Genomic DNA, 24,904 nt, shown 5'->3' with positions numbered 1-24,904 from the left:
TATAGTGAAGGAGGGAAATAGACATGGCGATTAAAAAGTACAAACCAACCTCTAATGGTCGTCGTGGTATGACAGTTTCAGATTTCGCTGAAATCACTACTGCCACACCAGAAAAATCATTACTTGCACCTTTACACAGAAAAGGTGGTCGTAATAACCAAGGTAAATTAACTGTACGTCACCAAGGTGGCGGACATAAGCGTCAATACCGTGTTATCGACTTTAAGCGTAACAAAGATGGTATACCTGGACGCGTTGCTACAATTGAGTATGATCCAAACCGTTCTGCTAACATTGCATTAATCAACTACGCTGATGGAGAAAAGCGTTACATCTTAGCTCCAAAAAATCTTCAAGTTGGCCTAGAAATCATGTCAGGTCCTGAAGCTGACATTAAAGTAGGAAATGCATTACCATTAGCTAACATCCCAGTAGGTACTGTTATTCATAATATCGAATTAAAGCCAGGTAAGGGCGGACAATTAGTACGTTCTGCAGGAACTTCTGCTCAAGTACTTGGTAAAGAAGGTAAATATGTATTAGTACGTTTGAACTCTGGTGAAGTTCGTATGATTCTTGCAACTTGTCGCGCGACAGTTGGTCAAGTAGGAAACGAACAACACGAGCTTATCAACATTGGTAAAGCTGGACGTTCTCGCTGGTTAGGTATTCGTCCAACTGTACGTGGATCTGTTATGAACCCTAACGATCACCCACACGGTGGTGGTGAAGGTAAAGCTCCAATCGGACGTAAATCACCAATGTCACCATGGGGTAAACCAACTCTTGGTGCGAAAACACGTAAAAAGAAGAGCAAGTCAGATAAATTCATTGTTCGTCGACGTAAAAAATAACGGGGTTGTGCTACGGTTCCATAGAACCGTAGATCAATCACGAGAGGAGGTTCATTTATGGGTCGCAGTCTGAAAAAAGGACCTTTTGTGGATGATCATTTGATTAAGAAAGTTGAAAAATTGAATGAAGTTGAGAAGAAGCAAGTTGTTAAGACTTGGTCTCGTCGTTCAACAATTTTCCCACAATTCATTGGTCACACAATCGCAGTTTATGATGGTCGTAAACACGTGCCAGTATATGTTACGGAAGATATGGTAGGACACAAATTAGGTGAGTTCGCACCAACACGTACTTATAAAGGACACGCAAATGACGATAAGAAAACAAGACGTTAATGAGAGGAGGCTTAACTATGCAAGCTAAAGCTGTCGCTAGAACAGTACGTATTGCTCCTCGTAAAGCCCGTTTGGTCGTTGATTTAATTCGAGGTAAGCAAGTAGGTGAAGCTGTTGCAATTCTTAAACACACACCAAAAGCAGCATCTCCTATTGTTGAGAAGCTTTTAAACTCTGCAATTGCAAATGCTGAACATAATTATGAAATGGATGCTAATAGCTTAGTCGTATCACAAGTATTCGTTGATGAAGGTCCAACGCTAAAACGTTTCCGTCCACGTGCAATGGGACGCGCAAGCGCGATTAATAAACGCACGAGTCACATTACTATCGTGCTATCTGAAAAGAAGGAGGGATAAGCAGTGGGTCAAAAAGTTAATCCTATAGGTTTGCGTATCGGTGTTATCCGTGATTGGGAATCAAAATGGTACGCTGGCAAAGATTATTCTGATTTATTACATGAAGACCTTAAAATTCGTGAGTATATCACAAAACGTTTAAGTGATGCTTCTGTATCAAAAATTGAAATTGAACGTGCTGCTAACCGTGTTAACATCACAGTTCACACAGCTAAGCCAGGTATGGTAATCGGTAAAGGCGGTACTGAAGTTGAAGCACTTCGTAAAGCACTTAACCAATTAACTGGCAAGCGTGTACACATCAACATCTTAGAAATTAAGAGAGCTGACTTAGACGCTGTTCTAGTTGCTGAAAACATTGCTCGTCAATTAGAGAATCGTGTTTCTTTCCGTCGTGCTCAAAAACAAGCGATCCAACGTACAATGCGTGCAGGTGCACAAGGGATCAAGACTATGACTTCTGGTCGTCTTGGTGGTGCAGATATCGCTCGTGCTGAACATTACAGCGAAGGAACAGTTCCACTTCATACTCTTCGTGCTGACATCGACTATGGTACAGCTGAAGCTGATACTACTTACGGTAAAATCGGAGTTAAAGTATGGATTTATCGTGGAGAGGTTCTTCCTACTAAGAAGAAAAAAGAGGAAGGAGGAAATTAATTATGTTATTGCCAAAACGCGTTAAATATCGCAGAGAACACCGCGGAAAAATGCGTGGTCGTGCAAAGGGTGGTACTGAGGTACATTTCGGTGAATATGGTATCCAAGCTCTAGAAGCTTCATGGATCACTAACCGTCAAATCGAATCTGCTCGTATTGCAATGACTCGTTACATGAAACGTGGCGGTAAAGTTTGGATTAAGATCTTCCCTTCTAAGCCGTATACTGCAAAACCTCTAGAAGTACGTATGGGATCTGGTAAAGGGGCTCCTGAAGGTTGGGTAGCAGTTGTAAAGCCAGGTAAAGTAATGTTTGAAATCTCAGGTGTATCTGAAGAAGTTGCACGTGAAGCATTACGTCTTGCGTCTCACAAATTACCGATTAAAACTAAGTTTGTAAAACGCGAAGAAATTGGTGGTGAATCAAATGAAAGCTAATGAAATCCGTGACTTAACCACTGCAGAAATCGAACAAAAAGTAAAATCTTTAAAAGAAGAACTATTCAACCTACGCTTTCAATTAGCTACTGGTCAGCTTGAAAACACTGCACGTATCCGTGAAGTGCGTAAAGCAATCGCTCGTATGAAGACAGTAGTTCGTGAAAGAGAGATTAGCCGATAGAATTGATAACCTGAGAGGAGGTTTGCAAAGTGAGTGAACGCAACCAACGCAAAGTCTACACAGGACGTGTGGTTTCTGACAAGATGGACAAAACAGTAACTGTACTTGTAGAAACCTATAAGAAACATTCTCTTTACGGGAAGCGCGTAAAGTATTCAAAGAAATTTAAAGCACACGATGAAAACAACACAGCTAAGACTGGTGACATCGTAAAAATTATGGAGACTCGCCCATTATCTGCAACTAAACGCTTCCGTGTATTAGAAGTTGTAGAAAAAGCGGTTATTATATAATTAAGGTTCGGATCAATCACAAATCCGAAGGGAGGTTTCATGAATGATTCAACAAGAATCTCGTTTGAAGGTTGCTGACAACTCTGGTGCTCGTGAAGTATTAACTATCAAAGTACTAGGTGGTTCAGGCCGTAAAACTGCTAATATTGGTGACGTAATCGTTTGTACAGTGAAACAAGCAACACCAGGAGGCGTTGTTAAAAAAGGTGATGTTGTTAAAGCCGTAATCGTTCGTACGAAGCGCGGTGTTCGTCGTAATGACGGAACATACATCAAATTTGATGAAAATGCTTGCGTTATTATCCGTGATGACAAGGGTCCACGTGGAACTCGTATCTTTGGACCAGTTGCTCGTGAATTACGTGACAGCAACTTTATGAAAATTGTTTCTTTAGCTCCGGAAGTACTATAATAGAAATTTGATTTACCTTTTAAGGAGGTGCGAAATCGATGCATGTTAAAAAGGGTGACAAGGTACAAGTGATCTCTGGAAAAGACAAAGGAAAACAAGGTGTTATTCTTGAAGCTTTCCCAAAGAAAGATCGTGTACTAGTTGAAGGCGTAAATATCGTGAAAAAACACTCAAAACCGTCTCAAGATAATCCTCAAGGTGGTATTATCACGAAAGAGGCAGCAATTCATGTATCAAACGTTATGCCATTAGATCCTAAATCTGGTCAACCAACTAGAGTAGGTTATGAAGTGGTTAATGGTAAAAAGGTACGTATTGCAAAAAAATCTGGTGAAACTTTAGATAAATAGTATAGAAGAAAGGAGGTACTTTAGATGAACCGCCTAAAAGAAAAATATCAATCAGACATTACACCTGCTCTTATGAGCAAGTTTAACTATACTTCTGTAATGCAGGTTCCTAAGCTTGAAAAAATCGTAATTAACATGGGTGTAGGTGACGCTGTTGCTAACTCAAAAGCATTAGACAATGCTGTTGAAGAATTAGCTGCTATTACTGGTCAAAAGCCTGTGATCACTCGTGCTAAGAAATCAATCGCTGGTTTCCGTCTTCGTGAAGGTATGCCAATCGGTGCGAAAGTTACACTACGTGGTGAGCGTATGTATGAATTCTTCGATAAGTTAATCGCAGTTTCATTACCACGTGTACGTGATTTCCGTGGGATTTCTAAGAAATCATTTGATGGTCGCGGTAACTACACTCTTGGTGTAAAAGAGCAATTAATCTTCCCTGAAATTGATTACGATAAAGTAAGTAAAGTACGTGGTATGGATATCGTTATCGTAACTACTGCAAATACTGACGAGGAAGCTCGTGAGCTATTAACAGGGTTCGGAATGCCGTTCCAAAAATAAAGGAGGCGAAATCGTGGCTAAAAAATCTATGATTGCGAAACAAAAGCGCCAACAAAAATTTAAAGTGCAAGAGTATACACGTTGTGAGCGTTGTGGTCGTCCTCACTCTGTACTTCGCAAATTTAAATTATGCCGTATTTGTTTCCGTGAATTAGCGTACAAGGGTCAAATCCCTGGTGTAAAGAAAGCAAGTTGGTAATCCCCATACATGGGAAGGAGGTAATTATACAATGGTAATGACAGATCCAATTGCAGATATGCTTACTCGCATCCGTAATGCGAATATGGTTCGTCACGAGAAATTAGAAATCCCTGCTTCAAAAATCAAAAAGGATATTGCTGAGATTTTAAAGCGTGAAGGTTTCGTACGTGATGTTGAATATATCGAAGATAACAAACAAGGTATTATCCGTATCTTCTTAAAGTACGGTTCAAATAATGAGCGTGTTATTACTGGTCTTAAGCGTATTAGTAAGCCTGGTCTTCGTGTTTATGCAAAAGCTGATGAAGTTCCTCGCGTATTAAACGGTCTAGGGATCGCACTAGTATCAACTTCTCAAGGTGTTTTAACTGATAAAGAAGCTCGTCAAAAACAAGCTGGTGGAGAAGTATTAGCTTACGTTTGGTAATATTTTTTAAATGACTGGAGGTGTACTATATGTCACGTATTGGTAAGAAACCAATCGAAATTCCTGCTGGAGTTACTATTACTCTAAATGGTAGTGAGGTTACTGTTAAAGGACCTAAAGGTGAATTAACTCGTAGCTTCCACCCAGATATTCAAATTAGCGTTGAGGAAAACGTAATTAACGTTGTCCGTCCAACTGATAATAAAGAACACCGTGCACTTCATGGCACAACTCGTAGCATTTTAGCTAACATGGTTGAAGGTGTATCAAAAGGCTTTGAAAGAGGATTAGAATTAATCGGTGTAGGTTACCGTGCTTCTAAATCTGGAAACAAGCTTGTACTGAATGTAGGTTACTCTCATCCAGTAGAAATGACTCCTGAAGCTGGCATCGAAATCGAAGTGCCATCTAATACTAAGGTAGTTGTAAAAGGTATTGATAAGGAACGTGTTGGCGCATTAGCTGCTAACATTCGTGATGTACGTCCACCTGAGCCTTACAAAGGTAAAGGTATTCGTTATGAAGGTGAAAATGTACGTCGTAAAGAAGGTAAAACTGCGAAGTAATAACTTCTTAGCTTAAAGAAAGGAGTGACGTAAATGATTACGAAACAGGATAAAAATGCAGTTCGTAAAAAGAGACATGGACGTGTACGTGCTAAATTATCTGGAACTGCTGCTCGCCCTCGTTTAAATGTGTACCGTTCAAATCAACACATTTATGCTCAAGTGATCGATGATACTAATTCTGTAACTCTTGTAAGTGCATCTACTTTAGATAAAGAACTTAACCTTGAATCTGCTGGTAATGTTGCAGCTGCTCAAAAGGTTGGAGAGCTTGTAGCAAAGCGTGCAATTGAAAAAGGTGTTAAAACAGTAGTATTTGACCGCGGAGGATATTTATATCATGGTCGTGTAAAAGCTTTAGCTGATGCTGCTCGTGAAGCTGGATTAGAATTTTAATAGTAAAAGGAGGGACATGAGATGCGTATTGATCCAAACAAATTAGAACTTGAAGAACGCGTTGTTACCGTTAACCGTGTTGCTAAAGTTGTTAAGGGTGGACGTCGTTTCCGCTTTGCTGCTCTAGTTGTTGTCGGTGATAAAAACGGTCATGTAGGTTTCGGAACTGGTAAAGCACAAGAAGTTCCTGATGCTATCCGTAAAGCAATTGAAGATGCAAAGAAAAACTTAATTACTGTTCCTATGGTTGGAACAACTATTCCTCACCAAGTAATCGGACAATTCGGTGCTGGAAACATTTTATTAAAGCCTGCATCAGAAGGTACTGGGGTTATCGCTGGTGGACCTGTTCGTGCGGTGCTTGAATTAGCTGGTGTTGCAGATATCCTATCTAAATCATTAGGAACTAACACTCCAATTAATATGGTTCGTGCTACATTAGAAGGACTTAAACAATTAAAGCGTGCTGAAGATGTTGCAAAGTTACGTGGTAAATCAGTAGAAGAACTGTTAGGATAAGGGAGGGAAATAAGATGTCAAAACAATTAGCTATCACCCTTACTCGCAGTGTCATTGGACGCCCTGAAGACCAACGTGTAACTGTTCGTACACTAGGATTGAAAAAAATGCATCAAACTGTTGTTCATGATGATAATGCTGCGATTCGCGGTATGATTAATAAAGTTGCCCATCTTGTTACAGTTAAAGAACAATAATATAGATTTTCTTCTTAAATAAGGAGGTGCCCAAATGAAGCTACATGAATTGAAACCGACGGAAGGTTCTCGTAAAGAGCGTAACCGTGTAGGACGTGGAATTGGTTCTGGTAATGGTAAAACTGCTGGAAAAGGTCATAAAGGTCAAAATGCACGTTCTGGCGGAGGTGTTCGTCCAGGGTTTGAAGGTGGTCAAACACCATTATTCCAACGTTTACCTAAGCGTGGATTCACTAACATTAACCGTAAGGATTTTGCTATCGTGAATCTTGAGACTCTTAACCGCTTTGAAGATGGAACTGAAGTTACTCCAGAATTACTTGTTGAGACTGGTGTAGTAAGTAACCTAAAAGCAGGAGTTAAGGTTCTTGGAAAAGGAACTCTTGATAAAAAACTTACTGTTAAAGCTCACAAATTCTCCTCTACTGCTAAAGATGCTATTGAAGCGGCTGGCGGAACAGTTGAGGTGATCTAATGTTTCAGACAATCTCCAATTTTATGCGCGTTGGTGATATAAGAAACAAGATTATATTCACCTTACTGATGTTAGTTGTATTTCGAATTGGTACATTTATTCCAGTTCCAAACGTTAATGCTGATGTTTTAAGGTTGAATGATGAGTTGAATGTATTTGGAATTCTAAATACATTCGGTGGCGGTGCTTTAAGTAACTTCTCTATCTTAGCTATGGGGATTATGCCTTACATCACCGCTTCGATTATTATTCAGTTATTACAAATGGACGTTGTTCCTAAGTTTACTGAATGGTCGAAGCAAGGTGAGGTTGGCCGTCGTAAATTAGCACAATTTACTCGTTATGGTACAATTGGTTTAGGATTCATACAGGCACTTGGAATGTCATATGGCTTTAATAGTATGGCAGGCGGGATGTTGATTGAAAATCCAGGGATCACTACTTACTTGTTGATCGCGTTAGTTCTTACAGCTGGTACTGCATTTTTAATGTGGTTAGGTGAGCTAATTACATCAAAGGGTGTAGGTAACGGGATTTCAATTATTATCTTTGCTGGTATTGCTGCTGGAATTCCTACAACAGTGAACCAAATCTATGCTCAGCAATTCGAAGATGCTGGTGATCAATTATTTTTACGTATTGTTACAGTATTACTAATTTTGCTTGCTGTAATAGCGATTGTTGTCGGAGTTATCTTCGTTCAACAGGCATTACGTAAAATACCAATTCAATATGCAAAACGATTAGTTGCGAATAGCCCTGTAGGAGGACACTCCACTCATTTACCTCTTAAAGTAAATGCTGCTGGTGTTATTCCAGTAATCTTTGCAGTATCATTTATCATAACACCACCAACAATTGCATCCTTTTTTGGTCAAAATGATGTAACCTTGTGGATACAAAAAACATTTGATTACACTCAACCTGTAGGTATGATTCTGTATGTTGCACTTATTGTTGCTTTCACTTATTTCTATACATTCGTTCAGGTTAACCCAGAACAAATGGCTGAAAACTTGAAGAAACAAGGTGGCTATATACCTGGAATTCGCCCAGGAAGAAATACACAAGAATATGTAACAAAAATTCTATATCGTCTTACTTTCGTAGGAGCAATATTCCTATCAGCGATATCAATTCTTCCTGTTATCTTTATAAAGATTGCTGACCTGCCTCAATCTGCACAGATTGGTGGAACAAGTTTGTTGATCGTTGTTGGTGTTGCATTAGAGACAATGAAGCAACTTGAAAGTCAGTTAGTTAAGAGACATTATAAAGGTTTTATTAAATAGTATCTGGGGAGTGCTATCTCCCTGATTCTAAAATAGAAGAGACTGAGGGGAGTCATACGATGAATTTAGTTTTAATGGGCCTACCAGGTGCTGGTAAAGGTACTCAAGCAGAACGTATTGTAGAAGATTATCAAATCCCTCATATCTCAACAGGAGATATGTTTAGAGCTGCAATGAAGGATGAGACTGATTTAGGTTTGAAAGCTAAATCCTTTATGGATAAAGGCGAGCTTGTTCCGGATGAAGTAACGATTGGGATTGTACGTGAGCGTCTAAGTAAGGATGACTGTGAAAAAGGATTTCTACTTGATGGATTTCCACGAACAGTACCACAAGCTGAAGCTTTAGAACAAATCTTAGCTGATTTAAATCGTAAAATCGATTATGTAATTAATATCGATGTTGATCAAGACATCTTAATGGAAAGATTAACAGGTCGACGAATCTGTAAGAGTTGTGGGGCGACATTCCACTTAGTATTCAATCCACCGGCTAACCCTGGTGTATGTGATAAGTGTGGAGGCGAACTATATCAACGTGCAGATGATAACGAGGAAACAGTTGGAACTCGTCTTGAAGTAAATGTGAAGCAATCCCAACCACTACTAAGTTTTTATGAAGTGAAGGGATATCTACGAAACATTAACGGTCAACAAGAAATCGGTAAAGTTTATGAGGATATTGAGCAATTGCTTGGGGGCTTAAAATAATGATTATTTGTAAGACTCCGCGTGAGATTGAAATCATGCGTGAAGCTGGCAAGATTGTAGCTTTAACCCACCAAGAATTAATCAAACATATTACTCCAGGAATCACTACTTTAGAATTGGATACTATTGCAGAAAAATTCATACGCGGGTTAGGTGCAATTCCATCCTTTAAAGGGTATAATGGTTTTCGCGGGAGTATATGTGCTTCTGTTAATGAAGAATTAGTACATGGAATTCCTGGTGATCGTAAGCTACTAGATGGTGATATAATTAGTATCGATATCGGTGCGTATTATAATGGCTATCATGGAGATTCAGCTTGGACATATCCTGTTGGTACTATTTCGGCTGAAAATCAAAAACTTCTTGAGGTAACTGAGAAGTCACTTTATAAAGGATTACAGGAAGCAAAACCTGGTGAGCGTCTTTCAAATATATCTCATGCAATCCAAACATACGTTGAAGAACATAACTTTTCTGTTGTCAGAGAGTATGTCGGACATGGAGTTGGGCAAGAATTGCATGAAGACCCACAAATTCCGCATTATGGTCCACCGAACAAGGGGCCTCGTTTAAAACCAGGCATGGTACTTGCCATTGAACCGATGGTGAATGCAGGTAGTCGATATGTGAAGACGTTAGCTGATGATTGGACTGTTGTGACAGTGGATCGTAAGACATGTGCTCACTTTGAGCACACAATTGCAATTACTGAAACAGGATATGAAATCCTAACAAAAGCCTAAGTGAAGGTGATTATGTATTGAATGATTCTGATTCGAGTCCGTGCATAGGTCAGTTTGTTTTGATAACTCAAGGCAGAGACGCTGGTCAGTTTGCTGTCATAGTAGAAATTCTCGATGATCGCTTCGTATTACTTGCAGATGGGGATAAGCGGAAGTTTAAAAATCCTAAAAAGAAAAATATTAATCACCTTGAATTTTTTGATTTCGTATCTCCGGAAGTTCAGAGCAGTATTAATGAAACTGGTCGTGTGACAAACGGTAAACTGCGTTTTGCCTTAACGAAGTTTGTCAATGAGCAAGTTACTGATTTGAAGAAGGGAGAACTTTTCAATGGCGAAAGACGATGTAATTGAAATTGAAGGTACTGTCGTAGAAACATTACCTAATGCTATGTTTAAAGTAGAATTAGAAAATGGGCACACAGTGTTAGCCCATGTATCTGGAAAAATTCGAATGCATTTTATTCGTATTTTACCTGGCGATAAAGTAACGGTTGAATTATCACCGTATGACTTAACTCGCGGTAGAATTACGTACCGTTTTAAATAAATTCACTCCGATATATCAAGGAGGTTTAAAAGATGAAAGTGAGACCATCTGTAAAGCCGATCTGCGAAAAATGTAAAGTTATTCGTCGTAACGGTAAAGTTATGGTTATTTGTGAAAACCCAAAACATAAACAAAAACAAGGTTAATAAACAAGGAGGTGTACGTTTAAATGGCACGTATTGCTGGTGTAGATATTCCACGCGATAAACGCATTGTTATTTCTTTAACATATATTTTTGGAATCGGCCGCCCAACAGCGGAGAAAGTACTTGCTGAAGCTGGTGTTTCTGAAGATACACGCGTTCGCGATTTAACAGAAGAAGAATTAGGGAAAATCCGTGATATTATCGATCGTCTAAAAGTTGAGGGGGATCTTCGTCGTGAAGTTTCACTTAACATTAAGCGTCTAATCGAAATCGGTTCATACCGCGGTCTTCGTCACCGTCGCGGATTACCTGTTCGTGGTCAAAATACGAAAAACAACGCTCGTACACGTAAAGGTCCACGTCGTACTGTAGCTAACAAGAAAAAATAGTAAAGGAGGTACTAGATAAATGGCTCGTAAAACGAATACTCGTAAACGTCGTGTGAAAAAGAATATTGAAGCTGGTGTTGCTCACATCCGTTCAACATTCAATAACACAATCGTAACAATAACAGATGTACACGGTAATGCGATTTCATGGTCAAGTGCTGGTGCGTTAGGTTTCAGAGGTTCTCGTAAATCTACTCCTTTCGCTGCTCAAATGGCTGCTGAAACAGCTGCTAAAGCATCACAGGAACATGGTTTAAAAACTCTTGAAGTAACTGTAAAAGGCCCAGGAGCTGGTCGTGAAGCAGCTATCCGTGCTCTTCAAGCTGCAGGCTTAGAAGTTACAGCTATCAAAGATGTTACTCCAGTCCCACATAACGGATGCCGTCCACCAAAACGTCGCCGTGTTTAATTTTTCTGTATAGATTTTGTATCCATGTCTATAATGGGTTATGATAAACTAAAAAATTTATAAGTTCTTACAGAATAATTATTCCAGTTGTTGTGCACATTCGGGAACTTAACTTTGGGGAATTTCGGTTAGATAAGTAATCGTAATCGTCTAGCCGAGGTTTCGACGTTTTGAAGGAGGGTTTATAAATGATCGAAATTGAAAAACCAAAAATCGAAACGGTTGAAATCAGCGAAGATACCAAATACGGTAAATTCGTCGTCGAGCCACTTGAGCGTGGATATGGTACTACTTTGGGTAACTCCTTACGTCGTATCCTATTATCTTCTCTCCCTGGTGCCGCTGTAACATCTATTCAGATAGATGGTGTACTGCACGAGTTCTCAACAATTGAAGGCGTCGTCGAGGATGTAACATCTATTATTTTAAATGTTAAGAAACTAGCACTTAAAATCTACTCTGATGAAGAGAAGACGCTCGAAATTGATATACAGGGTGAAGGGGCAGTGACTGCAGGAGATATTACTCATGACAGTGATGTGGAAGTGTTAAATCCTGATTTGCATATTGCAACACTTGCAAAGGATGCACATTTACGCATGAGATTAACTGCAAGACGTGGACGTGGATATACTCCAGCTGATTCAAACAAACGTGAAGATCAGCCAATAGGTGTAATTCCTATTGATTCAATTTTCACACCGGTTTCGCGCGTATCTTATCAAGTAGAAAATACCCGTGTAGGACAAGTATCGAACTTTGATAAGTTGACACTTGATGTCTGGACAGATGGTAGTACTGGTCCGAAAGAAGCAATTGCTCTTGGTTCAAAAATTTTGACTGAGCATTTGAACATTTTCGTTGGACTGACTGATGAAGCTCAAAATGCAGAAATTATGGTAGAGAAAGAAGAAGACCAAAAAGAAAAAGTTCTAGAGATGACGATCGAAGAACTAGATCTTTCTGTTCGCTCATATAACTGCTTAAAACGTGCTGGAATCAACACAGTTCAAGAACTTGCTCATAAAACAGAAGAAGATATGATGAAGGTTCGTAACCTTGGTCGTAAATCTTTAGAAGAAGTTAAGGCTAAATTAGAAGAACTAGGCTTAGGCTTACGTAAAGATGACTGACTAGTTATTTCTAGAAATAACTAGGCATTTTCTTGCCTAATGAATGTTTCATCTTCCAATTCAAGCTTAACAAAGGAGGGGACATCGAATGGGATATCAAAAACTAGGTCGTACAAGTGCTCAACGTAAAGCTTTACTTCGTGATCTTACAACTGACTTAATCATCAACGAGCGTATTGAAACTACTGAAGCTCGTGCGAAAGAATTGAAATCTGTTGTAGAAAAAATGATCACTTTAGGTAAGCGTGGAGACTTGCATGCACGTCGTCAAGCTGCAGCTTATATCCGTAATGAAGTAGCAAACGAAGAGTCTGGTCAAGACGCACTTCAAAAGCTATTCAGTGATATTGCAACTCGCTATGAAGAACGCCAAGGTGGATACACTCGTATCATGAAACTTGGACCTCGTCGTGGAGATGGCGCACCAATGGTTATTATTGAATTAGTATAATTCTAGCTACAAATATTTAAGGGCGGGGCAGTTTTTAACTGGATCTATGCCCTTTTTTATTTGGAGAAAAATAGGTTACATACATAACATGATATTTTTATTATTCATATACATCATATATAATTAACTCTATTACACTAGTCACCTGATAGTTGTGCTTAGGAGGAAAAAATGGCGGAAAATGAGATACTCCAAGTAAATGCTGTTACCTTTAAATATAATGATGAAGCACAGGATGTATTAAAAGAGGTTTCTTTCTCTGTACGTGCTGGTGAGTGGCTTGCGATTGTTGGTCATAATGGTTCAGGGAAATCAACACTAGCCAAAATCCTGAACGGAATTCTTTTCCCAGTCAGTGGGAATGTGTTGTTTCAAGGACTTGAGCTTAATGATGAAACAATTTGGGATGTACGTAAAAAGGTCGGTATGGTCTTTCAAAATCCAGATAATCAGTTTGTAGGATCAACGGTTAACGATGATATCGCATTTGGTCTCGAAAATAATGGTGTGCCTCGAAGTGAAATGTTACAACGAATTGCTGAGGCTGTTAAGCTAGTGAAAATGGAGGATTATCTTGACTCTGAACCTCATCAGCTTTCTGGTGGTCAAAAGCAAAGGGTGGCCATTGCTGGTGTCATTGCTCTCCATCCTGAAGTGATTATTTTGGATGAAGCCACAGCAATGTTAGATCCAAAGGGACGAGAAGAGGTCATTGAGACGATTTGGAAGCTAAAGGAACAATCTAATATTACTGTTTTATCAATTACACATGATTTGGAAGAGGCGTCTAGAGCAGACCGGATGATTGTTATGAAAGAAGGAGAACTCTATGCCGAAGGAACTCCAAGTGAAATCTTTAAGATGGAAAAGGAGTTAGTTGAGATTGGTTTAGATATTCCCTTTCCTGTTAAGTTATCTGGGCAGTTGGCTCAAAAAGGGATTGCTCTTACAAAAAAACATGTGACGGAAGAGGAGTTAATTGAAGAATTATGGACATTAGGTTTGAAGAATTAGAATATCGTTATCAGGTCCGTACTCCTTTCGAACGACTAGCATTATATGATATTAATACGACGATTAAGTCAGGGACTTTTATGGCGATAATAGGTCATACGGGGTCTGGTAAATCGACAATCATTCAGCATCTCAATGGGCTGTTAAAACCAACTTCAGGGACAATGACTATAGGGAATCGAAGCATAAGTGCAAAGAAGAAGGAAAAAGAGTTGAAATCTCTTCGACGTAAGGTAGGGATTGTCTTTCAATTTCCAGAGCATCAGTTGTTTGAAGAAACGATTGAAAAAGATATCTGCTATGGACCATTGAACTTTGGTGTTTCACTTGATGTTGCCCAAAAAAGAGCCAAAGAAGCGATTAAGCTTGTTGGATTGTCTGAGGAGTATTTATCAAGGTCACCGTTTGATTTAAGTGGTGGACAAATGAGAAGGGTAGCCATTGCTGGTATTCTTGCGATGGAGCCTGAAGTGATTGTTTTAGACGAACCAACTGCAGGATTAGACCCTAGAGGCCGTAAAGAGATGATGGATATGTTTTATCAGTTACATAAGGAGAAGCAGCTGACGACCATTCTAGTGACACATAGTATGGAGGATGCGGCTAGGTATGCCGATGAAATTTGTGTGATGCATAAAGGTACGATTGTTAATCAAGGTTCAGTTGAACAGATTTTCTCTAATCCTGAAGCACTTCATGCTCTTGGTCTGGATGTGCCAGAAACTGTTCGATTTAAGCAAAAGCTTGAACAACGTTTCAATATCACCATTCCTTCATCATGCTTAACGATGGATGAGTTGGTTGCCCATATAAATGAGCTTATAGCAAAGAGTGAGGGTGCACAATGCAAGGATTAATTATTGGCAGATATGTCCCTGGAAAATCGCTCATACATCAAATGGACCCTAGATCAAAGCTTGTCATTGTATCTCTTTTTGTGTTTGTTGTCTTTCTAGCAAACAATGCCTACTCCTATGCATTATTAGGACTCTTCACTATAGCTATTATACTTCTAACAAGAATTCCGCTCTATTATATTATAAATGGCTTGAAGCCTATCCTATTGATCATTATTTTTACTTTCTTTGTTCATCTCTTTATGACAAAAGAAGGGGAGTTACTATTTGAACTAGGGACCCTAGATATTTATGAAGGTGGACTAATCCAAGGGATCTATATTTCACTTAGATTATTATTCTTAATCCTAATGACAACGATCTTAACGTTGACCACAACACCCATTGAAGTCACTGATGGGATGGAGAGCTTATTACAACCATTAAAACGATTTAAATTCCCTGTCCATGAATTATCATTGATGATGTCTATTTCGTTAAGATTTATCCCAACACTGATGCAAGAAACGGAAAAAATTGTGAAGGCCCAAACGGCAAGAGGGATGGATTTTAGATCTGGTCCGGTGAAGGATAGACTTAATGCCATTGTTCCGTTATTAGTGCCATTATTTATTAGTGCTTTCAAACGAGCCGAGGAACTTGCAACAGCGATGGAGGCACGTGGTTATCGTGGAGGGGAAGGAAGAACGAAATTAAGAGTTCTACAATGGAAATTCATTGACACCATCATGCTAGGCCTTCTTATCCTTTTGGCAATAGGCCTCTTTTTTCTAAGGAGCTAAGAATATGAAACGACTTAAATGTACGATTGCGTATGATGGTACGAGCTTTTTTGGGTATCAAATTCAACCGAATAAACGATCCGTTCAGGAAACGGTAGAGAGTATCTTATCTAAGATGCATAAATGTCCTATTCATATTGTCGGGTCAGGACGGACAGATGCGAAGGTTCATGCGGTGGGACAGGTGATTCATTTTGACACTCCTTTAGATATTGCGGTAAATAGGTGGAAAAAGGCGTTAAATTCTTTGTTACCAGAAGACATTGTTGTCCATAATGTTGAAGAGGTATCAACTGATTTTCATGCCCGTTTTAATGTTGTTAAAAAGGAATACCGCTATAAGCTATCTCATACCCCAACAAGGGATGTGTTTAACAGACACTACGCTTATCACTATCCATATCAACTAGACCTAGAAAGCATAAAGGAAGCGATGCGTTATTTAATAGGTACCCATGACTTCACAAGTTTTTGTTCAGCAAAGACTGAGGTAAAGGATAAAGTAAGAACGTTGTATCAGGTGGAGCTGTTAGAAGAACGAGATGAGTATATTTTTCGTTTTGTTGGGAATGGTTTCCTCTACAATATGGTTCGTATTCTTGTTGGAACATTGTTGGAGGTTGGACAAGGGAAAATTAAGCCCCAGGATATCCAAGGAATGCTGTTGCAGCAGGACAGATCTCTAGCAGGAAAGACAGCCCCAGGTCATGGACTATATTTATGGAAAGTCACGTATGACAACTAATCCTGGTGTAACATTTTCTTGACATTAGTTGCACAAAGTTATATCATATCAAAGGTATGGTATTTTAACCCCACGATAAAGCCCCGGAAAGTCTTTAATCGTGTTAGAATAAAATAAACCAAAAGTATTTTTTACTTATTAGGAGGGAAACACATGCGTACAACGTTTATGGCGAAAGCTAATAACATAGAGCGTAAATGGTACGTTGTAGACGCTGAAGGTAAAACTTTAGGTCGTCTTGCAAGTGAAGTTGCTTCAGTTTTACGTGGTAAAAACAAGCCAACTTTTACACCAAATGTTGACACTGGTGATTATGTAATCATCATCAATGCTGAAAAGATCGAATTAACTGGTAAAAAACTAACTGATAAAATCTACTACCGTCACAGCCAATTCCCTGGTGGATTAAAGCAAAGAACGGCTTTAGAAATGCGCACAAACTACTCAGAGAAAATGTTAGAGCTTGCTATCAAAGGCATGCTTCCAAAAGGTTCTCTTGGTCGTCAAATGATCAAAAAGCTTCACGTTTATGCTGGAGCTGAACATCCACATCAAGCACAACAACCTGAAGTTTACGAACTTCGCGGTTAATTAATAAGGAGGTAATTTAATTTGGCACAGGTACAATATTATGGCACTGGTCGTCGTAAGAGCTCTGTTGCACGTGTACGCTTAGTTCCTGGCGACGGTAGCATCATCATCAACGGTCGTGACATCTCAGAATACATTCCATTCGAAGCTTTAAGAGAAGTTGTGAAACAACCACTTGCTGCTACTGAAACTGTAGGAAGCTACAATGTTCTTGTAAATGTAAATGGTGGTGGATACACTGGTCAAGCTGGTGCAATTCGTCACGGTATCGCTCGTGCGTTACTTCAAGCTGACCCAGAATTCCGCGGAACTCTAAAGCGCGCTGGACTATTAACTCGTGACGCTCGTATGAAAGAACGTAAAAAATACGGTCTTAAAGGCGCTCGTCGTGCACCTCAGTTCTCAAAGCGTTAATATTACGTTTCAAGGCTCTTTTCACTTTTTGTGGAAAGGGTCTTTTTTTATCAATGAATATGCCACATTTGGGTGACGAAAGGAGATGTTATGAGGCGGAATATGAATTATTAGCCACTCTAAATTAATAAGAAATAAGTAAGGTGGTTGAGGGAGATTACAAGCAAATACATAAAAAATACCCCAAGTATAACTTGAAAATAGTTTATACTATACTGGGGTATTTTCTTTTGTTTATTTATTAATTTTCACAACGATTTCTTGTAGCTTGATTGTTTCTATTGGGGCTGTACTATTTTCGTTACGATATACCCCTCCATATTCGTCTGTTCCATCAGACTGAGAAAGTTCTACTATTGGTGTAATAATTAGGCTTGTTGCTTCTAGATTAAGTTTTTCAAATGTACTCGTTAAATAGAGCATTGTTTCCGAGTTACTATATCCACCATTATGTTTGTATTTATATACATGACCAAGGTTATCCTTCACTTCAATATACGTTGATACAAAATCCCACTTGTCTCTTATTTCTTTTGAGATTACTTCATCGTAGAAGATTAAAAATGACATGGGGGTATATGTTATTTTCTTAATATTAATGGCTATGCCTGTCTTCTCAGAATGTAAGTCCACCAATTGTACCTCATTATCAGTAGCAACTAGCTTAAATTGAAAATTCCAATTGCCCATTATCGGTTCCGTACCATAAGTAAGATTCGGTATGATTTTTTCAATAACAAATTCAAAGGTCCCCTGATTAATTTGCTCTTCAGATAAAAGATTAGCAGTAGTTACTCCGATGTATGTATTCTCATCGATTTTCATCATTTCGTGATTTGCAGTATGAATAAATGTATCTTCTCCTACGATATTAGGCATTCCATCAATAAGAGGAGATTCTCCAAGATCTAATTGGCTCTCTATCGTATAGGTAATATAGAGGGTTTTTCCATCGAATATAGCTTCATTGACAGTAACGGATACGCCATTTACTTCTTGTGTAATGGTTAGGCTTTTCGCATTTTCATCATAACTCTCAAAAAATCCGTCATTATTGAAGAATTTAAATATATTACCTAAGATAGGAATTTCCTCTGCATTAGTGGTAAGGGAAAGTCCAAATAGTGTCGCTGACAATAGAAAGATGGAAATAGTGGCGGATGTTAGAGCTTTCTTCCATCTTGAGGGTTTTGCTTTTCTGATTTTTTTTAGTAGCTCTTTCTTCATCTTCTTCTTTTCAAATTCGCTAACATCTGCTTCTTCAAACTGATTTACATCTAATTCAACATCATTTAGATAATTATATATGTCCTTCATAAATAAACCTCCGATCAAGACTAGAAATGGTTTTTTTTAGCTTCTTTCGCCCTCTAAATATTCGATTGTCGATTGCAGATGTTGTCATGTTGAGTTTCACTGCAATTTCCTCTGATTTTAAATCTAATAAGTATCTCATAATAAAAATTTTTTGATCAAGAGGGTCCAATCGTCTAATTAGTTCCATGACCTCATCTTTGTTCTCAAAACGATTGATAGTATTCTCCGCAGATTTTACAGAATAGACCTCAAGATATTCTGAAGTTTTATCTCTGTTCTTTACTTCTCTTCTGTAATAATCAATAGATTTGTATTTTGCGATCGCACATATCCAACTTTTAAAGGCATTTGAATTATCACCGCGAAACTTATGCGCATTTTGCCAAATAGATAGAAAAACATCATTTACGCACTCCCCAATAACCTCTTCTTTTTGAATGGGCCTAAGTACTTTTTGAACAATACCTTTAATAAGAGGTAAATACAAATCAATAATATACTCCAAGGCATCTTCCTTCCCTTGTTGGAGACGCTTAATATAATTGGTTTCATTGGACTTCATTTGTGTTTTCTCCTTTAATTTGTTGTAAAAGCTGTTATACAATATATAACGAGAAGAAGATAATTTTTTTCTCATGATTTTTAAATTAATTGCTTATTTAATGAGGAATTCATTAGATATCACCAAAAATGGTTGATAATTACTTAATTATAATAATTTCTACTTTATTCCAATAGCGTAATTTGGAATATCATGTTTTTTGTTTTTAGGATTTAAACAAAGCAAGTTGTGGAAGTATTGGTAGTTTACACCTTGGTGCATGAATCACTGAACAAAACGGAAACTAGAGGTAAGGGAGGTTTCCGATCTATGAATGTCATTACAACGTTTAAAGAAAAGAAGGTCCAAAAGCAATTAAGTTATGAACGAAAGATGCTACGAGAAATCTCACTAGAAAGCCTGAAGGAGAAAATCAATCATAGCTTTGGGAGCTACTTACGTTCAAAGACTTTATTTGTGACTTCGATTGAAGAGGGATGTATGGATATAGCCATTGAGGCTTTTTTACTTGGAGCAAGGAATAGTCGTTTTGGCTATTATGGTGAATCGGTTGAGAGTGTGAAACAAAGAAGCTATTATGACCTTAAATATCTTACTGATCATTTATATGATTTTATCACGTATTGGACCCATGCTGGAGATTATGACATGGTAAGTGAAGGCTTGTATTATACCTGTGAACATTATGTGGATTCATGGTGGAATGAAGGCTTTATCAAAGGAGAAAAGCGATATCGATTAAAATTACATTAGAGGTAGACTTGAGGTGTTCTTTTCTAAATGAAAAGATCCCTTTTTTTATTCATAATATTTCCCCTTGTCCCATATAGTTAATTGACGGGACATGCAGGAGGGGTTAGGTTGAGAAAAAAATTAATACTAGGTGGCTTAATTATTATTTTTATTGCAGCATTTTCGGTTTTTCAAGTGATCTATTTAGATAAACCGTCATTAAATCCGTGGAATCTACCTCTATCAGGCAAGATTATTGTCTTAGATCCTGGGCATGGTGGGCCAGATGGGGGAGCAAATAGCGGTAAGGTGCTAGAAAAAGACATTGCCCTGGAAATTAGTTTGAAGCTTAGAGACTATCTGCAAGAACAGGGGGCTCTTGTCCAAATGACAAGAACGGATGACTCAGACCTAGCAGCTGAAGATACATCAGGTTATAGTCGTAGAAAATCGGAGGACTTAAGGAAAAGGGTTGAAATGATTAACTCCTCTGAGGCTGATTTATTTCTTAGTATTCATCTAAATGCGATTCCATCTCCAAAGTGGAGTGGCGCACAAACCTTTTATTATGGTACCTACAGTGAGAACGAAAGGGCAGCTAAGTTTATTCAAGATGAACTTCGCACCAACCTAGGAAACACCGACCGCAAAGCAAAAAAAATAAATGGTGTATACCTACTAAAGAATGCAAAGAAACCTGGTGCATTAGTAGAGGTTGGATTCTTATCAAATCCGAATGAGAGAAATATGCTGACTAAAGAAGAATATCAAACAAAGGTTGCTGAATCGATGTACCTTGGAATACTTAGATATTTTTCCAATGAAAACAACCCTCCTGATTAATAGGCGGGTATTTTCATTTTGTCTGAGTAATCTGACACGAAAATAAGACGAGATTATGCTATACTAACTTTAATTACTATAATAGGCGGTGTAGACGATGATAACTGAAGAGAAAGTACTTACCACATTATCAAGCTTAAATGATCCATTTTTACATAGAACCTTTGAGGAGACAGGTGCTGTCCAAGAAATTAAAATCAAGGAAGAAAAGGCACATGTGAGTGTGAAAATTGCACTTGCTAAGACTGGTACCTCTGAACAACTTCAGTTACAGAGTAAAATTGTAAACGCATTAAAAGAAGCTGGGGCTGAATCTGTGGGATTGAGATTTATGGATTTACCTAGTGAGGTTATTGAGAAATTTATTGAAAATGATGAATCAGAATCATTGCTATCCCCAGGGAATAAGACAACCTTTATCGCTGTAGCTAGTGGGAAGGGTGGAGTAGGTAAATCAACCGTTTCTGTCAATTTGGCGGTCTCATTAGCGAGATTAGGGAAGAAGGTTGGTTTAATCGACGCTGATATCTATGGTTTCAGTGTGCCAGATATGATGGGTATCTCCAAAAGACCGGTTGTAAAGGGAGAGAAAATTATCCCGGTTGACCGATTTGGGGTAAAGGTCATCTCTATGGGATTCTTTGTTGAGGACAACTCTCCGGTTATTTGGAGAGGGCCGATGCTAGGGAAAATGCTAGGAAATTTCTTCAATGATGTAGCATGGGGTAACTTAGATTACTTATTGTTAGATTTACCACCTGGTACTGGGGATGTAGCGTTAGATGTACATAATATGCTTCCTGCATGTAAGGAGGTCATCGTCACGACTCCCCATCCAACCGCAGCATTTGTTGCAGCAAGAGCGGGAGCAATGGCAATTAAGACAGATCATGAAGTCATTGGTGTGATTGAAAATATGTCTTATTTTGAAAGTAAGTTAACAGGTGAAAAGGAGTATGTATTTGGAAAAGGTGGAGGAGAGAAGTTAGCAGAAGAATTGCAAGCACCACTTCTTGGCCAATTACCTCTACAGCAGCCTGATTGGAACGAGGATGATTTTGCACCATCGATTTATGAAAAAGACCACCGTGTAGGGAAGGTCTATATGGAAATTGCTCAAAAGTTAATTGACACACTATAATTTAGAAAAAAAGAACTGTCCAACGCAATTGGTCAGTTCTTTTTACTTTGTTATTCTTCCTCTTCAGCCTTTTTTTCAGCTGATTTGATTGCTTGTACATCTTCAGCAGCTTTTATAAGGATATCTTGTATCTTTGTTTTATATAATGGACTGTCAAAGGTTTCACTCATGACTGTTTGGAGGTACCCGCGGTATTCTTTGCTTTTTAATAGCTCCAGCATTTCTTTCTCTAACTCAGGGTCCTTCATAATATCCATCATTAAACCTTGATATTCAGGGTCCTTCATTAAGCCCTTAATCATCTTTTCGTGCTCTGATTGCATACTTTTTGCAAATGTTTCTACAAACTTTGGATCTTCGAATGTCTTCTTCCAGAAAGCAATCCCTTCATCTGAGGTAAGTGTCGATTGAATAGACTGAGAAACGACGGATTGGTCCATAATTAACTTTTGCTGCATTTTTTCATCGTTGAAAATCTCTTCAATTGCTCCCTTACCTTCGTCCGTTTTTAATATATCAATGACCATTTTCTTTGTTTGGTCATAATCCATTCGATTACTTCCCTGCTCCGCCGGGGCACATCCTATCATAAGGAAAAAAGGAGTAAACAGGAGGAGCACTTTTAGTTTTCTCATATTGACAATAGCCCCTTTCAAGAATCATCCTATGTTTAATATGATACTATCGCAAAAAAATATACGTTTGTTATAATGAAGTTATGGAAATTTACAGAATCCATTGTTACAATCAAAACGTACGATTACTTGGTCATACTCAAGTAAATAGAATCTGGAGGATATTCTTGTGAAAAGCCGTAATTGGGTTAAATTATTTTTATCAACTTTACTCGTTGGTGCGTTAAGTACCTCAATCGTAGGGTTTGCTCTAAAATGGGATGAATATAAGCAATTATTCGTAAATGTTGAAGTGATAGAAATCCTTTCAATATTACTTTGGCTTATTGGAGTCGGATTTATATTTAGTATTATTAGCCAAATGGGGTTCTTTGCTTATTTAACAGTACATCGCTTCGGTCTAGGAATGTTTAGGAAGCTTTGGAATCCAGTACAGCTCGTCATTATTGCTTTCGTGCTCTTTGATTTGGTCTATTTTCGATATCAGGCATTTGCTGAGGATAAAGGGTATTCGCTACTCCCATACATAACCATTGCGTTGTCAGTATTTGTATTTTGCTTAATCATCGCTTACTTCAAGAGCAAAATGACGAATAAACAGGCGTATATCCCTGCTTTATTCTTTATGTTTGTTGTAACCACTATCGAATGGGTCCCTGCTCTAAGAGTGGATGAGTCAAGCTGGTTATATTTAATGATCATTCCATTATTAATATGTAATGCTTATCAATTACTCATCCTACCTAAAATTACAAATCAAAAAAGCTGATCAACATGATCAGCTTTTTTATTTGATTTCTTTTTCCTTCGCTTCTGCATTAGCAAGTAGGGATGATACGGATGCATTTTGGTAACCCATTTCCTTAATTTCATTAATGATTGGTGATAGTGCTTTTTCAGTTTGCTTGGCAGAGTCTGATGCATGAAGAAGAATGATGTCTCCGCCGTTAAGAGGCTTTACAACATTTTCAATGATTTTTTCAGTACCAGGGTTCTTCCAATCCTTTGAATCGATACTCCAATGGATGACAGTGTAACCCAATGAATCAGCAATCTTTAGAACTGTTTTATCAAAATTACCATTCGGTGGTCGTAACAAATTGATTTTCTTCACACCTAAGCTTTTAAATACATCTTGGGCATGTAAGATATCCCTTTTGACCTTTGCTTCTTCCATTCCAGTATAATTATCATAATTGTAGCCCATACTTCCAATCTCATGACCATCTTTAATAATTCGCTCCACAATATCTGGATGCCTTTCAGCCCACGATGCAGATAAAAAGAATGTCGTATTCTTTATTCCAGCATTTTTAAGTTCATCAAGGATCGGAATGGCTTTTGTATCTCCCCAGGAAATATTAAATGTCAGTGCCACTTTCTTTTCCTTTTCTTCACCTTTATAAATTGCCGTCGGCCCACCTTCTGAAGAAAATACAGGAGCAAGTGCCCCATTTTCAATATATAGGACTCCAGCAGTAAAGAATGCAGCAACGACAACGATAAGAGTTTGCTTTACTTTTTTTCCGTTCATAATAAAGAAAAAATTCATGCTAATCCCTCCAAAACAAAGTGAACTCCTTGTCTACATAATATGCTTGTCAACCTAATATATGAGGATTTTTTAGAGCGAAAAAATATTTCATAATTTCTCTATTAGTGGAAATAACTAGAAGTAAAGATAATCTTGGGGTGAAATCAATGATAGGGTTACTAATAAATAATAAAGAAGTAAAAGAAATAGAGTATCTAATAAAACGTGAGTTGGAGGAAATTCTCCTTGATATTGAAGACTCAAGAATTGATCACATTGTAAAAAAGGCAATGGAAGAAAGATATAAAATCTTATTCCAATTGTTCAAGCGGGTGGCAGCACCCTCTGAATGTACAAAGTACATACGAACGAAATCAATGAAAGTATAAAAAGGTAGAGTGAGCCTCTATCTTTTTTTGTTTTGTTGTTGACTTATTAAAAATAGGGTGGTATATTAGATTTCGTCGCAAAAAACAGTTACATGTTTTCAAAAAAACATTTCAAAGTTTTTGTTGACATTGAAAGAACATCATGTTATATTATGAAAGTCGCCTAAACGACATTCTTACGAAAAGTTCTTTGAAAACTGAACACAATAAACAAGCGTCAACGTTTTATCAAGTAACAAATTATTGAGCAATCAATACTCTTTTTGGAGAGTTTGATCCTGGCTCAGGATGA

At 38.1% G+C, this 24,904-nt stretch carries 42 protein-coding genes; 38 read left to right on the top strand and 4 right to left on the bottom strand.

From position 1 onward, the window contains the following. The first annotated feature begins 23 nt into the window (after nucleotides 1-23). The 33 genes from rplB to rpsI all read left to right on the top strand — a co-directional run bounded on the left by rplB (nucleotide 24) and on the right by rpsI (nucleotide 17,459). Nucleotides 24-854 carry a 50S ribosomal protein L2 gene (rplB, locus tag F7888_RS18655; RefSeq protein ID WP_191782176.1) on the top strand — a complete coding sequence of 277 codons (831 nt, stop codon included), beginning with the start codon at nucleotides 24-26 and terminating at the stop codon, nucleotides 852-854. A gap of 57 nt (nucleotides 855-911) precedes the next feature. Next, a complete protein-coding gene (gene rpsS, locus F7888_RS18650; protein ID WP_191782174.1) occupies nucleotides 912-1,190 on the top strand; it encodes a 30S ribosomal protein S19 in 279 nt (92 codons plus the stop codon). A gap of 17 nt (nucleotides 1,191-1,207) precedes the next feature. Further along, on the top strand, nucleotides 1,208-1,549 hold the full coding sequence (gene rplV, locus F7888_RS18645; RefSeq protein WP_191782172.1) for a 50S ribosomal protein L22: 342 nt from the start codon (nucleotides 1,208-1,210) through the stop codon (nucleotides 1,547-1,549). 3 nt (nucleotides 1,550-1,552) lie between these two features. Then, a complete protein-coding gene (gene rpsC, locus F7888_RS18640) occupies nucleotides 1,553-2,209 on the top strand; it encodes a 30S ribosomal protein S3 (RefSeq protein WP_191782171.1) in 657 nt (218 codons plus the stop codon). A 2-nt stretch (nucleotides 2,210-2,211) separates the two neighbouring features. Continuing rightward, entirely contained in the window at nucleotides 2,212-2,646 is a 435-nt protein-coding gene (gene rplP, locus F7888_RS18635) for a 50S ribosomal protein L16 (protein WP_191782169.1), read from the top strand. Then, nucleotides 2,636-2,830 (top strand): 50S ribosomal protein L29, encoded by a 195-nt coding sequence (gene rpmC / locus F7888_RS18630; RefSeq protein WP_191782167.1) that lies wholly within the window; start codon nucleotides 2,636-2,638, stop codon nucleotides 2,828-2,830. The genes rplP and rpmC overlap by 11 nt, the downstream gene beginning before the upstream one ends. A 29-nt stretch (nucleotides 2,831-2,859) precedes the next feature. After that, nucleotides 2,860-3,123: a 30S ribosomal protein S17 gene (rpsQ, locus tag F7888_RS18625; RefSeq protein ID WP_191782165.1), complete on the top strand. Its 264-nt coding sequence runs from the start codon at nucleotides 2,860-2,862 to the stop codon at nucleotides 3,121-3,123. Between the two features lie 43 nt (nucleotides 3,124-3,166). Further along, complete coding sequence (gene rplN / locus F7888_RS18620) at nucleotides 3,167-3,535, top strand: 50S ribosomal protein L14 (RefSeq protein ID WP_191782163.1); 369 nt, start codon at nucleotides 3,167-3,169, stop codon at nucleotides 3,533-3,535. 38 nt (nucleotides 3,536-3,573) lie between these two features. Then, a complete protein-coding gene (gene rplX, locus F7888_RS18615) occupies nucleotides 3,574-3,885 on the top strand; it encodes a 50S ribosomal protein L24 (RefSeq protein WP_191782161.1) in 312 nt (103 codons plus the stop codon). Nucleotides 3,886-3,909: 24 nt separating this feature from the next. Then, nucleotides 3,910-4,449: a 50S ribosomal protein L5 gene (gene rplE / locus F7888_RS18610; RefSeq protein WP_191782159.1), complete on the top strand. Its 540-nt coding sequence runs from the start codon at nucleotides 3,910-3,912 to the stop codon at nucleotides 4,447-4,449. A gap of 13 nt (nucleotides 4,450-4,462) precedes the next feature. Next, nucleotides 4,463-4,648 carry a type Z 30S ribosomal protein S14 gene (locus tag F7888_RS18605; protein WP_025909738.1) on the top strand — a complete coding sequence of 62 codons (186 nt, stop codon included), beginning with the start codon at nucleotides 4,463-4,465 and terminating at the stop codon, nucleotides 4,646-4,648. Between the two features lie 31 nt (nucleotides 4,649-4,679). Beyond that, complete coding sequence (gene rpsH, locus F7888_RS18600) at nucleotides 4,680-5,078, top strand: 30S ribosomal protein S8 (protein WP_191782139.1); 399 nt, start codon at nucleotides 4,680-4,682, stop codon at nucleotides 5,076-5,078. Between the two features lie 29 nt (nucleotides 5,079-5,107). Next, on the top strand, nucleotides 5,108-5,644 hold the full coding sequence (gene rplF, locus F7888_RS18595; protein WP_191782137.1) for a 50S ribosomal protein L6: 537 nt from the start codon (nucleotides 5,108-5,110) through the stop codon (nucleotides 5,642-5,644). A gap of 33 nt (nucleotides 5,645-5,677) precedes the next feature. Then, nucleotides 5,678-6,040, top strand: a complete 363-nt coding sequence (gene rplR, locus F7888_RS18590; RefSeq protein ID WP_191782135.1) for a 50S ribosomal protein L18 — start codon at nucleotides 5,678-5,680, stop codon at nucleotides 6,038-6,040. 21 nt (nucleotides 6,041-6,061) lie between these two features. Next, nucleotides 6,062-6,559: a 30S ribosomal protein S5 gene (gene rpsE / locus F7888_RS18585; protein ID WP_191782133.1), complete on the top strand. Its 498-nt coding sequence runs from the start codon at nucleotides 6,062-6,064 to the stop codon at nucleotides 6,557-6,559. A gap of 14 nt (nucleotides 6,560-6,573) precedes the next feature. Beyond that, nucleotides 6,574-6,756 carry a 50S ribosomal protein L30 gene (rpmD, locus tag F7888_RS18580; RefSeq protein ID WP_090858976.1) on the top strand — a complete coding sequence of 61 codons (183 nt, stop codon included), beginning with the start codon at nucleotides 6,574-6,576 and terminating at the stop codon, nucleotides 6,754-6,756. A gap of 34 nt (nucleotides 6,757-6,790) precedes the next feature. Continuing rightward, a complete protein-coding gene (gene rplO, locus F7888_RS18575; protein WP_191782131.1) occupies nucleotides 6,791-7,231 on the top strand; it encodes a 50S ribosomal protein L15 in 441 nt (146 codons plus the stop codon). After that, on the top strand, nucleotides 7,231-8,523 hold the full coding sequence (secY, locus tag F7888_RS18570) for a preprotein translocase subunit SecY (RefSeq protein ID WP_191782129.1): 1,293 nt from the start codon (nucleotides 7,231-7,233) through the stop codon (nucleotides 8,521-8,523). The genes rplO and secY overlap by 1 nt, the downstream gene beginning before the upstream one ends. A gap of 59 nt (nucleotides 8,524-8,582) precedes the next feature. Next, nucleotides 8,583-9,233: an adenylate kinase gene (locus F7888_RS18565; RefSeq protein ID WP_191782127.1), complete on the top strand. Its 651-nt coding sequence runs from the start codon at nucleotides 8,583-8,585 to the stop codon at nucleotides 9,231-9,233. Next, nucleotides 9,233-9,979, top strand: coding sequence for a type I methionyl aminopeptidase (map, locus tag F7888_RS18560; protein WP_191782125.1), 747 nt, complete (start codon nucleotides 9,233-9,235; stop codon nucleotides 9,977-9,979). Before F7888_RS18565 ends, map begins: the two co-directional genes overlap by 1 nt. A gap of 17 nt (nucleotides 9,980-9,996) precedes the next feature. After that, nucleotides 9,997-10,332 carry a KOW domain-containing RNA-binding protein gene (locus F7888_RS18555; protein ID WP_191782123.1) on the top strand — a complete coding sequence of 112 codons (336 nt, stop codon included), beginning with the start codon at nucleotides 9,997-9,999 and terminating at the stop codon, nucleotides 10,330-10,332. Continuing rightward, entirely contained in the window at nucleotides 10,310-10,528 is a 219-nt protein-coding gene (gene infA, locus F7888_RS18550; protein WP_191782121.1) for a translation initiation factor IF-1, read from the top strand. The genes F7888_RS18555 and infA overlap by 23 nt, the downstream gene beginning before the upstream one ends. A gap of 32 nt (nucleotides 10,529-10,560) precedes the next feature. Beyond that, nucleotides 10,561-10,674, top strand: coding sequence for a 50S ribosomal protein L36 (gene rpmJ / locus F7888_RS18545; protein WP_017473641.1), 114 nt, complete (start codon nucleotides 10,561-10,563; stop codon nucleotides 10,672-10,674). Nucleotides 10,675-10,697: 23 nt separating this feature from the next. Further along, nucleotides 10,698-11,063 carry a 30S ribosomal protein S13 gene (gene rpsM / locus F7888_RS18540; protein WP_191782119.1) on the top strand — a complete coding sequence of 122 codons (366 nt, stop codon included), beginning with the start codon at nucleotides 10,698-10,700 and terminating at the stop codon, nucleotides 11,061-11,063. 19 nt (nucleotides 11,064-11,082) lie between these two features. Continuing rightward, the gene (rpsK, locus tag F7888_RS18535) at nucleotides 11,083-11,472 is read left to right on the top strand and encodes a 30S ribosomal protein S11 (RefSeq protein WP_191782117.1); all 390 of its coding nucleotides are present in this window, start codon (nucleotides 11,083-11,085) and stop codon (nucleotides 11,470-11,472) included. Between the two features lie 188 nt (nucleotides 11,473-11,660). Next, entirely contained in the window at nucleotides 11,661-12,605 is a 945-nt protein-coding gene (locus tag F7888_RS18530; RefSeq protein ID WP_191782114.1) for a DNA-directed RNA polymerase subunit alpha, read from the top strand. An 88-nt stretch (nucleotides 12,606-12,693) separates the two neighbouring features. After that, entirely contained in the window at nucleotides 12,694-13,056 is a 363-nt protein-coding gene (rplQ, locus tag F7888_RS18525; RefSeq protein WP_191782112.1) for a 50S ribosomal protein L17, read from the top strand. 171 nt (nucleotides 13,057-13,227) lie between these two features. Next, a complete protein-coding gene (locus F7888_RS18520) occupies nucleotides 13,228-14,070 on the top strand; it encodes an energy-coupling factor ABC transporter ATP-binding protein (protein ID WP_191782110.1) in 843 nt (280 codons plus the stop codon). Next, complete coding sequence (locus F7888_RS18515; RefSeq protein WP_191782108.1) at nucleotides 14,046-14,927, top strand: energy-coupling factor ABC transporter ATP-binding protein; 882 nt, start codon at nucleotides 14,046-14,048, stop codon at nucleotides 14,925-14,927. Before F7888_RS18520 ends, F7888_RS18515 begins: the two co-directional genes overlap by 25 nt. After that, a complete protein-coding gene (locus F7888_RS18510) occupies nucleotides 14,915-15,709 on the top strand; it encodes an energy-coupling factor transporter transmembrane component T family protein (protein WP_191782106.1) in 795 nt (264 codons plus the stop codon). Before F7888_RS18515 ends, F7888_RS18510 begins: the two co-directional genes overlap by 13 nt. Before the next feature lie 4 nt (nucleotides 15,710-15,713). Beyond that, nucleotides 15,714-16,454 carry a tRNA pseudouridine(38-40) synthase TruA gene (gene truA / locus F7888_RS18505; RefSeq protein ID WP_191782104.1) on the top strand — a complete coding sequence of 247 codons (741 nt, stop codon included), beginning with the start codon at nucleotides 15,714-15,716 and terminating at the stop codon, nucleotides 16,452-16,454. 153 nt (nucleotides 16,455-16,607) lie between these two features. Continuing rightward, the gene (gene rplM, locus F7888_RS18500) at nucleotides 16,608-17,045 is read left to right on the top strand and encodes a 50S ribosomal protein L13 (protein ID WP_191782102.1); all 438 of its coding nucleotides are present in this window, start codon (nucleotides 16,608-16,610) and stop codon (nucleotides 17,043-17,045) included. A gap of 21 nt (nucleotides 17,046-17,066) precedes the next feature. Further along, complete coding sequence (gene rpsI / locus F7888_RS18495; protein WP_191782100.1) at nucleotides 17,067-17,459, top strand: 30S ribosomal protein S9; 393 nt, start codon at nucleotides 17,067-17,069, stop codon at nucleotides 17,457-17,459. A gap of 234 nt (nucleotides 17,460-17,693) precedes the next feature. Here rpsI and F7888_RS18490 read toward each other — a convergent pair whose 3' ends face one another. Both F7888_RS18490 and F7888_RS18485 read right to left on the bottom strand, forming a co-directional pair. Beyond that, nucleotides 17,694-18,776: a DUF4179 domain-containing protein gene (locus F7888_RS18490; RefSeq protein ID WP_191782098.1), complete on the bottom strand. Its 1,083-nt coding sequence runs from the start codon at nucleotides 18,774-18,776 to the stop codon at nucleotides 17,694-17,696. Further along, on the bottom strand, nucleotides 18,760-19,338 hold the full coding sequence (locus F7888_RS18485; protein WP_191782096.1) for a sigma-70 family RNA polymerase sigma factor: 579 nt from the start codon (nucleotides 19,336-19,338) through the stop codon (nucleotides 18,760-18,762). The genes F7888_RS18490 and F7888_RS18485 overlap by 17 nt, the downstream gene beginning before the upstream one ends. A 309-nt stretch (nucleotides 19,339-19,647) precedes the next feature. Between F7888_RS18485 and F7888_RS18480 the strand changes: the two genes are divergently transcribed. From F7888_RS18480 to F7888_RS18470, 3 genes are all read left to right on the top strand, one after another. Beyond that, nucleotides 19,648-20,091: a YbaK family protein gene (locus F7888_RS18480; RefSeq protein ID WP_191782094.1), complete on the top strand. Its 444-nt coding sequence runs from the start codon at nucleotides 19,648-19,650 to the stop codon at nucleotides 20,089-20,091. Between the two features lie 144 nt (nucleotides 20,092-20,235). Continuing rightward, complete coding sequence (gene cwlD, locus F7888_RS18475) at nucleotides 20,236-20,913, top strand: N-acetylmuramoyl-L-alanine amidase CwlD (RefSeq protein WP_412096016.1); 678 nt, start codon at nucleotides 20,236-20,238, stop codon at nucleotides 20,911-20,913. A gap of 97 nt (nucleotides 20,914-21,010) precedes the next feature. After that, complete coding sequence (locus tag F7888_RS18470; RefSeq protein ID WP_191782090.1) at nucleotides 21,011-22,054, top strand: Mrp/NBP35 family ATP-binding protein; 1,044 nt, start codon at nucleotides 21,011-21,013, stop codon at nucleotides 22,052-22,054. Nucleotides 22,055-22,104: 50 nt separating this feature from the next. Here F7888_RS18470 and gerD read toward each other — a convergent pair whose 3' ends face one another. Further along, complete coding sequence (gerD, locus tag F7888_RS18465; protein WP_191782088.1) at nucleotides 22,105-22,689, bottom strand: spore germination lipoprotein GerD; 585 nt, start codon at nucleotides 22,687-22,689, stop codon at nucleotides 22,105-22,107. Nucleotides 22,690-22,858: 169 nt separating this feature from the next. Here gerD and F7888_RS18460 point away from each other — a divergent pair, with 169 nt between their 5' ends. After that, the gene (locus F7888_RS18460) at nucleotides 22,859-23,458 is read left to right on the top strand and encodes a KinB-signaling pathway activation protein (protein ID WP_191782086.1); all 600 of its coding nucleotides are present in this window, start codon (nucleotides 22,859-22,861) and stop codon (nucleotides 23,456-23,458) included. An 18-nt stretch (nucleotides 23,459-23,476) separates the two neighbouring features. Here the strand turns inward: F7888_RS18460 and pdaB are convergent, their stop codons facing one another. After that, nucleotides 23,477-24,241: a polysaccharide deacetylase family sporulation protein PdaB gene (pdaB, locus tag F7888_RS18455; RefSeq protein ID WP_191782084.1), complete on the bottom strand. Its 765-nt coding sequence runs from the start codon at nucleotides 24,239-24,241 to the stop codon at nucleotides 23,477-23,479. Nucleotides 24,242-24,390: 149 nt separating this feature from the next. Here pdaB and F7888_RS18450 point away from each other — a divergent pair, with 149 nt between their 5' ends. Beyond that, nucleotides 24,391-24,612, top strand: coding sequence for a hypothetical protein (locus tag F7888_RS18450; RefSeq protein ID WP_191782082.1), 222 nt, complete (start codon nucleotides 24,391-24,393; stop codon nucleotides 24,610-24,612). The last annotated feature ends 292 nt before the right edge of the window (nucleotides 24,613-24,904 follow it).

It is taken from the genome of Litchfieldia stipae (assembly GCF_014837155.1).
GTDB lineage: Bacteria > Bacillota > Bacilli > Bacillales > Bacillaceae_L > Litchfieldia.
This window is presented reverse-complemented; position numbering and strand designations above follow the sequence as displayed.

What these genes read in the sequence shown, in the direction of transcription:
- pdaB (WP_191782084.1), bottom strand. Translation starts at nt 24,241, where the DNA reads ATGAATTTTTTCTTTATTATGAACGGAAAAAAAGTAAAGCAAACTCTT.
- gerD (WP_191782088.1), bottom strand. Translation starts at nt 22,689, where the DNA reads ATGAGAAAACTAAAAGTGCTCCTCCTGTTTACTCCTTTTTTCCTTATG.
- rplF (WP_191782137.1), top strand. Translation starts at nt 5,108, where the DNA reads ATGTCACGTATTGGTAAGAAACCAATCGAAATTCCTGCTGGAGTTACT.
- rplB (WP_191782176.1), top strand. Translation starts at nt 24, where the DNA reads ATGGCGATTAAAAAGTACAAACCAACCTCTAATGGTCGTCGTGGTATG.
- infA (WP_191782121.1), top strand. Translation starts at nt 10,310, where the DNA reads ATGGCGAAAGACGATGTAATTGAAATTGAAGGTACTGTCGTAGAAACA.
- F7888_RS18520 (WP_191782110.1), top strand. Translation starts at nt 13,228, where the DNA reads ATGGCGGAAAATGAGATACTCCAAGTAAATGCTGTTACCTTTAAATAT.
- rplX (WP_191782161.1), top strand. Translation starts at nt 3,574, where the DNA reads ATGCATGTTAAAAAGGGTGACAAGGTACAAGTGATCTCTGGAAAAGAC.
- rplM (WP_191782102.1), top strand. Translation starts at nt 16,608, where the DNA reads ATGCGTACAACGTTTATGGCGAAAGCTAATAACATAGAGCGTAAATGG.
- rplQ (WP_191782112.1), top strand. Translation starts at nt 12,694, where the DNA reads ATGGGATATCAAAAACTAGGTCGTACAAGTGCTCAACGTAAAGCTTTA.
- rpsE (WP_191782133.1), top strand. Translation starts at nt 6,062, where the DNA reads ATGCGTATTGATCCAAACAAATTAGAACTTGAAGAACGCGTTGTTACC.
- F7888_RS18450 (WP_191782082.1), top strand. Translation starts at nt 24,391, where the DNA reads ATGATAGGGTTACTAATAAATAATAAAGAAGTAAAAGAAATAGAGTAT.
- rpsK (WP_191782117.1), top strand. Translation starts at nt 11,083, where the DNA reads ATGGCTCGTAAAACGAATACTCGTAAACGTCGTGTGAAAAAGAATATT.
- map (WP_191782125.1), top strand. Translation starts at nt 9,233, where the DNA reads ATGATTATTTGTAAGACTCCGCGTGAGATTGAAATCATGCGTGAAGCT.
- F7888_RS18485 (WP_191782096.1), bottom strand. Translation starts at nt 19,338, where the DNA reads ATGAAGTCCAATGAAACCAATTATATTAAGCGTCTCCAACAAGGGAAG.
- rpsH (WP_191782139.1), top strand. Translation starts at nt 4,680, where the DNA reads ATGGTAATGACAGATCCAATTGCAGATATGCTTACTCGCATCCGTAAT.
- F7888_RS18480 (WP_191782094.1), top strand. Translation starts at nt 19,648, where the DNA reads ATGAATGTCATTACAACGTTTAAAGAAAAGAAGGTCCAAAAGCAATTA.
- truA (WP_191782104.1), top strand. Translation starts at nt 15,714, where the DNA reads ATGAAACGACTTAAATGTACGATTGCGTATGATGGTACGAGCTTTTTT.
- rpsM (WP_191782119.1), top strand. Translation starts at nt 10,698, where the DNA reads ATGGCACGTATTGCTGGTGTAGATATTCCACGCGATAAACGCATTGTT.
- F7888_RS18510 (WP_191782106.1), top strand. Translation starts at nt 14,915, where the DNA reads ATGCAAGGATTAATTATTGGCAGATATGTCCCTGGAAAATCGCTCATA.
- F7888_RS18565 (WP_191782127.1), top strand. Translation starts at nt 8,583, where the DNA reads ATGAATTTAGTTTTAATGGGCCTACCAGGTGCTGGTAAAGGTACTCAA.
- rplO (WP_191782131.1), top strand. Translation starts at nt 6,791, where the DNA reads ATGAAGCTACATGAATTGAAACCGACGGAAGGTTCTCGTAAAGAGCGT.
- rplN (WP_191782163.1), top strand. Translation starts at nt 3,167, where the DNA reads ATGATTCAACAAGAATCTCGTTTGAAGGTTGCTGACAACTCTGGTGCT.
- secY (WP_191782129.1), top strand. Translation starts at nt 7,231, where the DNA reads ATGTTTCAGACAATCTCCAATTTTATGCGCGTTGGTGATATAAGAAAC.
- F7888_RS18490 (WP_191782098.1), bottom strand. Translation starts at nt 18,776, where the DNA reads ATGAAGGACATATATAATTATCTAAATGATGTTGAATTAGATGTAAAT.
- F7888_RS18530 (WP_191782114.1), top strand. Translation starts at nt 11,661, where the DNA reads ATGATCGAAATTGAAAAACCAAAAATCGAAACGGTTGAAATCAGCGAA.
- rpsS (WP_191782174.1), top strand. Translation starts at nt 912, where the DNA reads ATGGGTCGCAGTCTGAAAAAAGGACCTTTTGTGGATGATCATTTGATT.
- F7888_RS18470 (WP_191782090.1), top strand. Translation starts at nt 21,011, where the DNA reads ATGATAACTGAAGAGAAAGTACTTACCACATTATCAAGCTTAAATGAT.
- rplP (WP_191782169.1), top strand. Translation starts at nt 2,212, where the DNA reads ATGTTATTGCCAAAACGCGTTAAATATCGCAGAGAACACCGCGGAAAA.
- rplR (WP_191782135.1), top strand. Translation starts at nt 5,678, where the DNA reads ATGATTACGAAACAGGATAAAAATGCAGTTCGTAAAAAGAGACATGGA.
- F7888_RS18515 (WP_191782108.1), top strand. Translation starts at nt 14,046, where the DNA reads ATGGACATTAGGTTTGAAGAATTAGAATATCGTTATCAGGTCCGTACT.
- rpmD (WP_090858976.1), top strand. Translation starts at nt 6,574, where the DNA reads ATGTCAAAACAATTAGCTATCACCCTTACTCGCAGTGTCATTGGACGC.
- rpmC (WP_191782167.1), top strand. Translation starts at nt 2,636, where the DNA reads ATGAAAGCTAATGAAATCCGTGACTTAACCACTGCAGAAATCGAACAA.
- rplE (WP_191782159.1), top strand. Translation starts at nt 3,910, where the DNA reads ATGAACCGCCTAAAAGAAAAATATCAATCAGACATTACACCTGCTCTT.
- rplV (WP_191782172.1), top strand. Translation starts at nt 1,208, where the DNA reads ATGCAAGCTAAAGCTGTCGCTAGAACAGTACGTATTGCTCCTCGTAAA.
- rpmJ (WP_017473641.1), top strand. Translation starts at nt 10,561, where the DNA reads ATGAAAGTGAGACCATCTGTAAAGCCGATCTGCGAAAAATGTAAAGTT.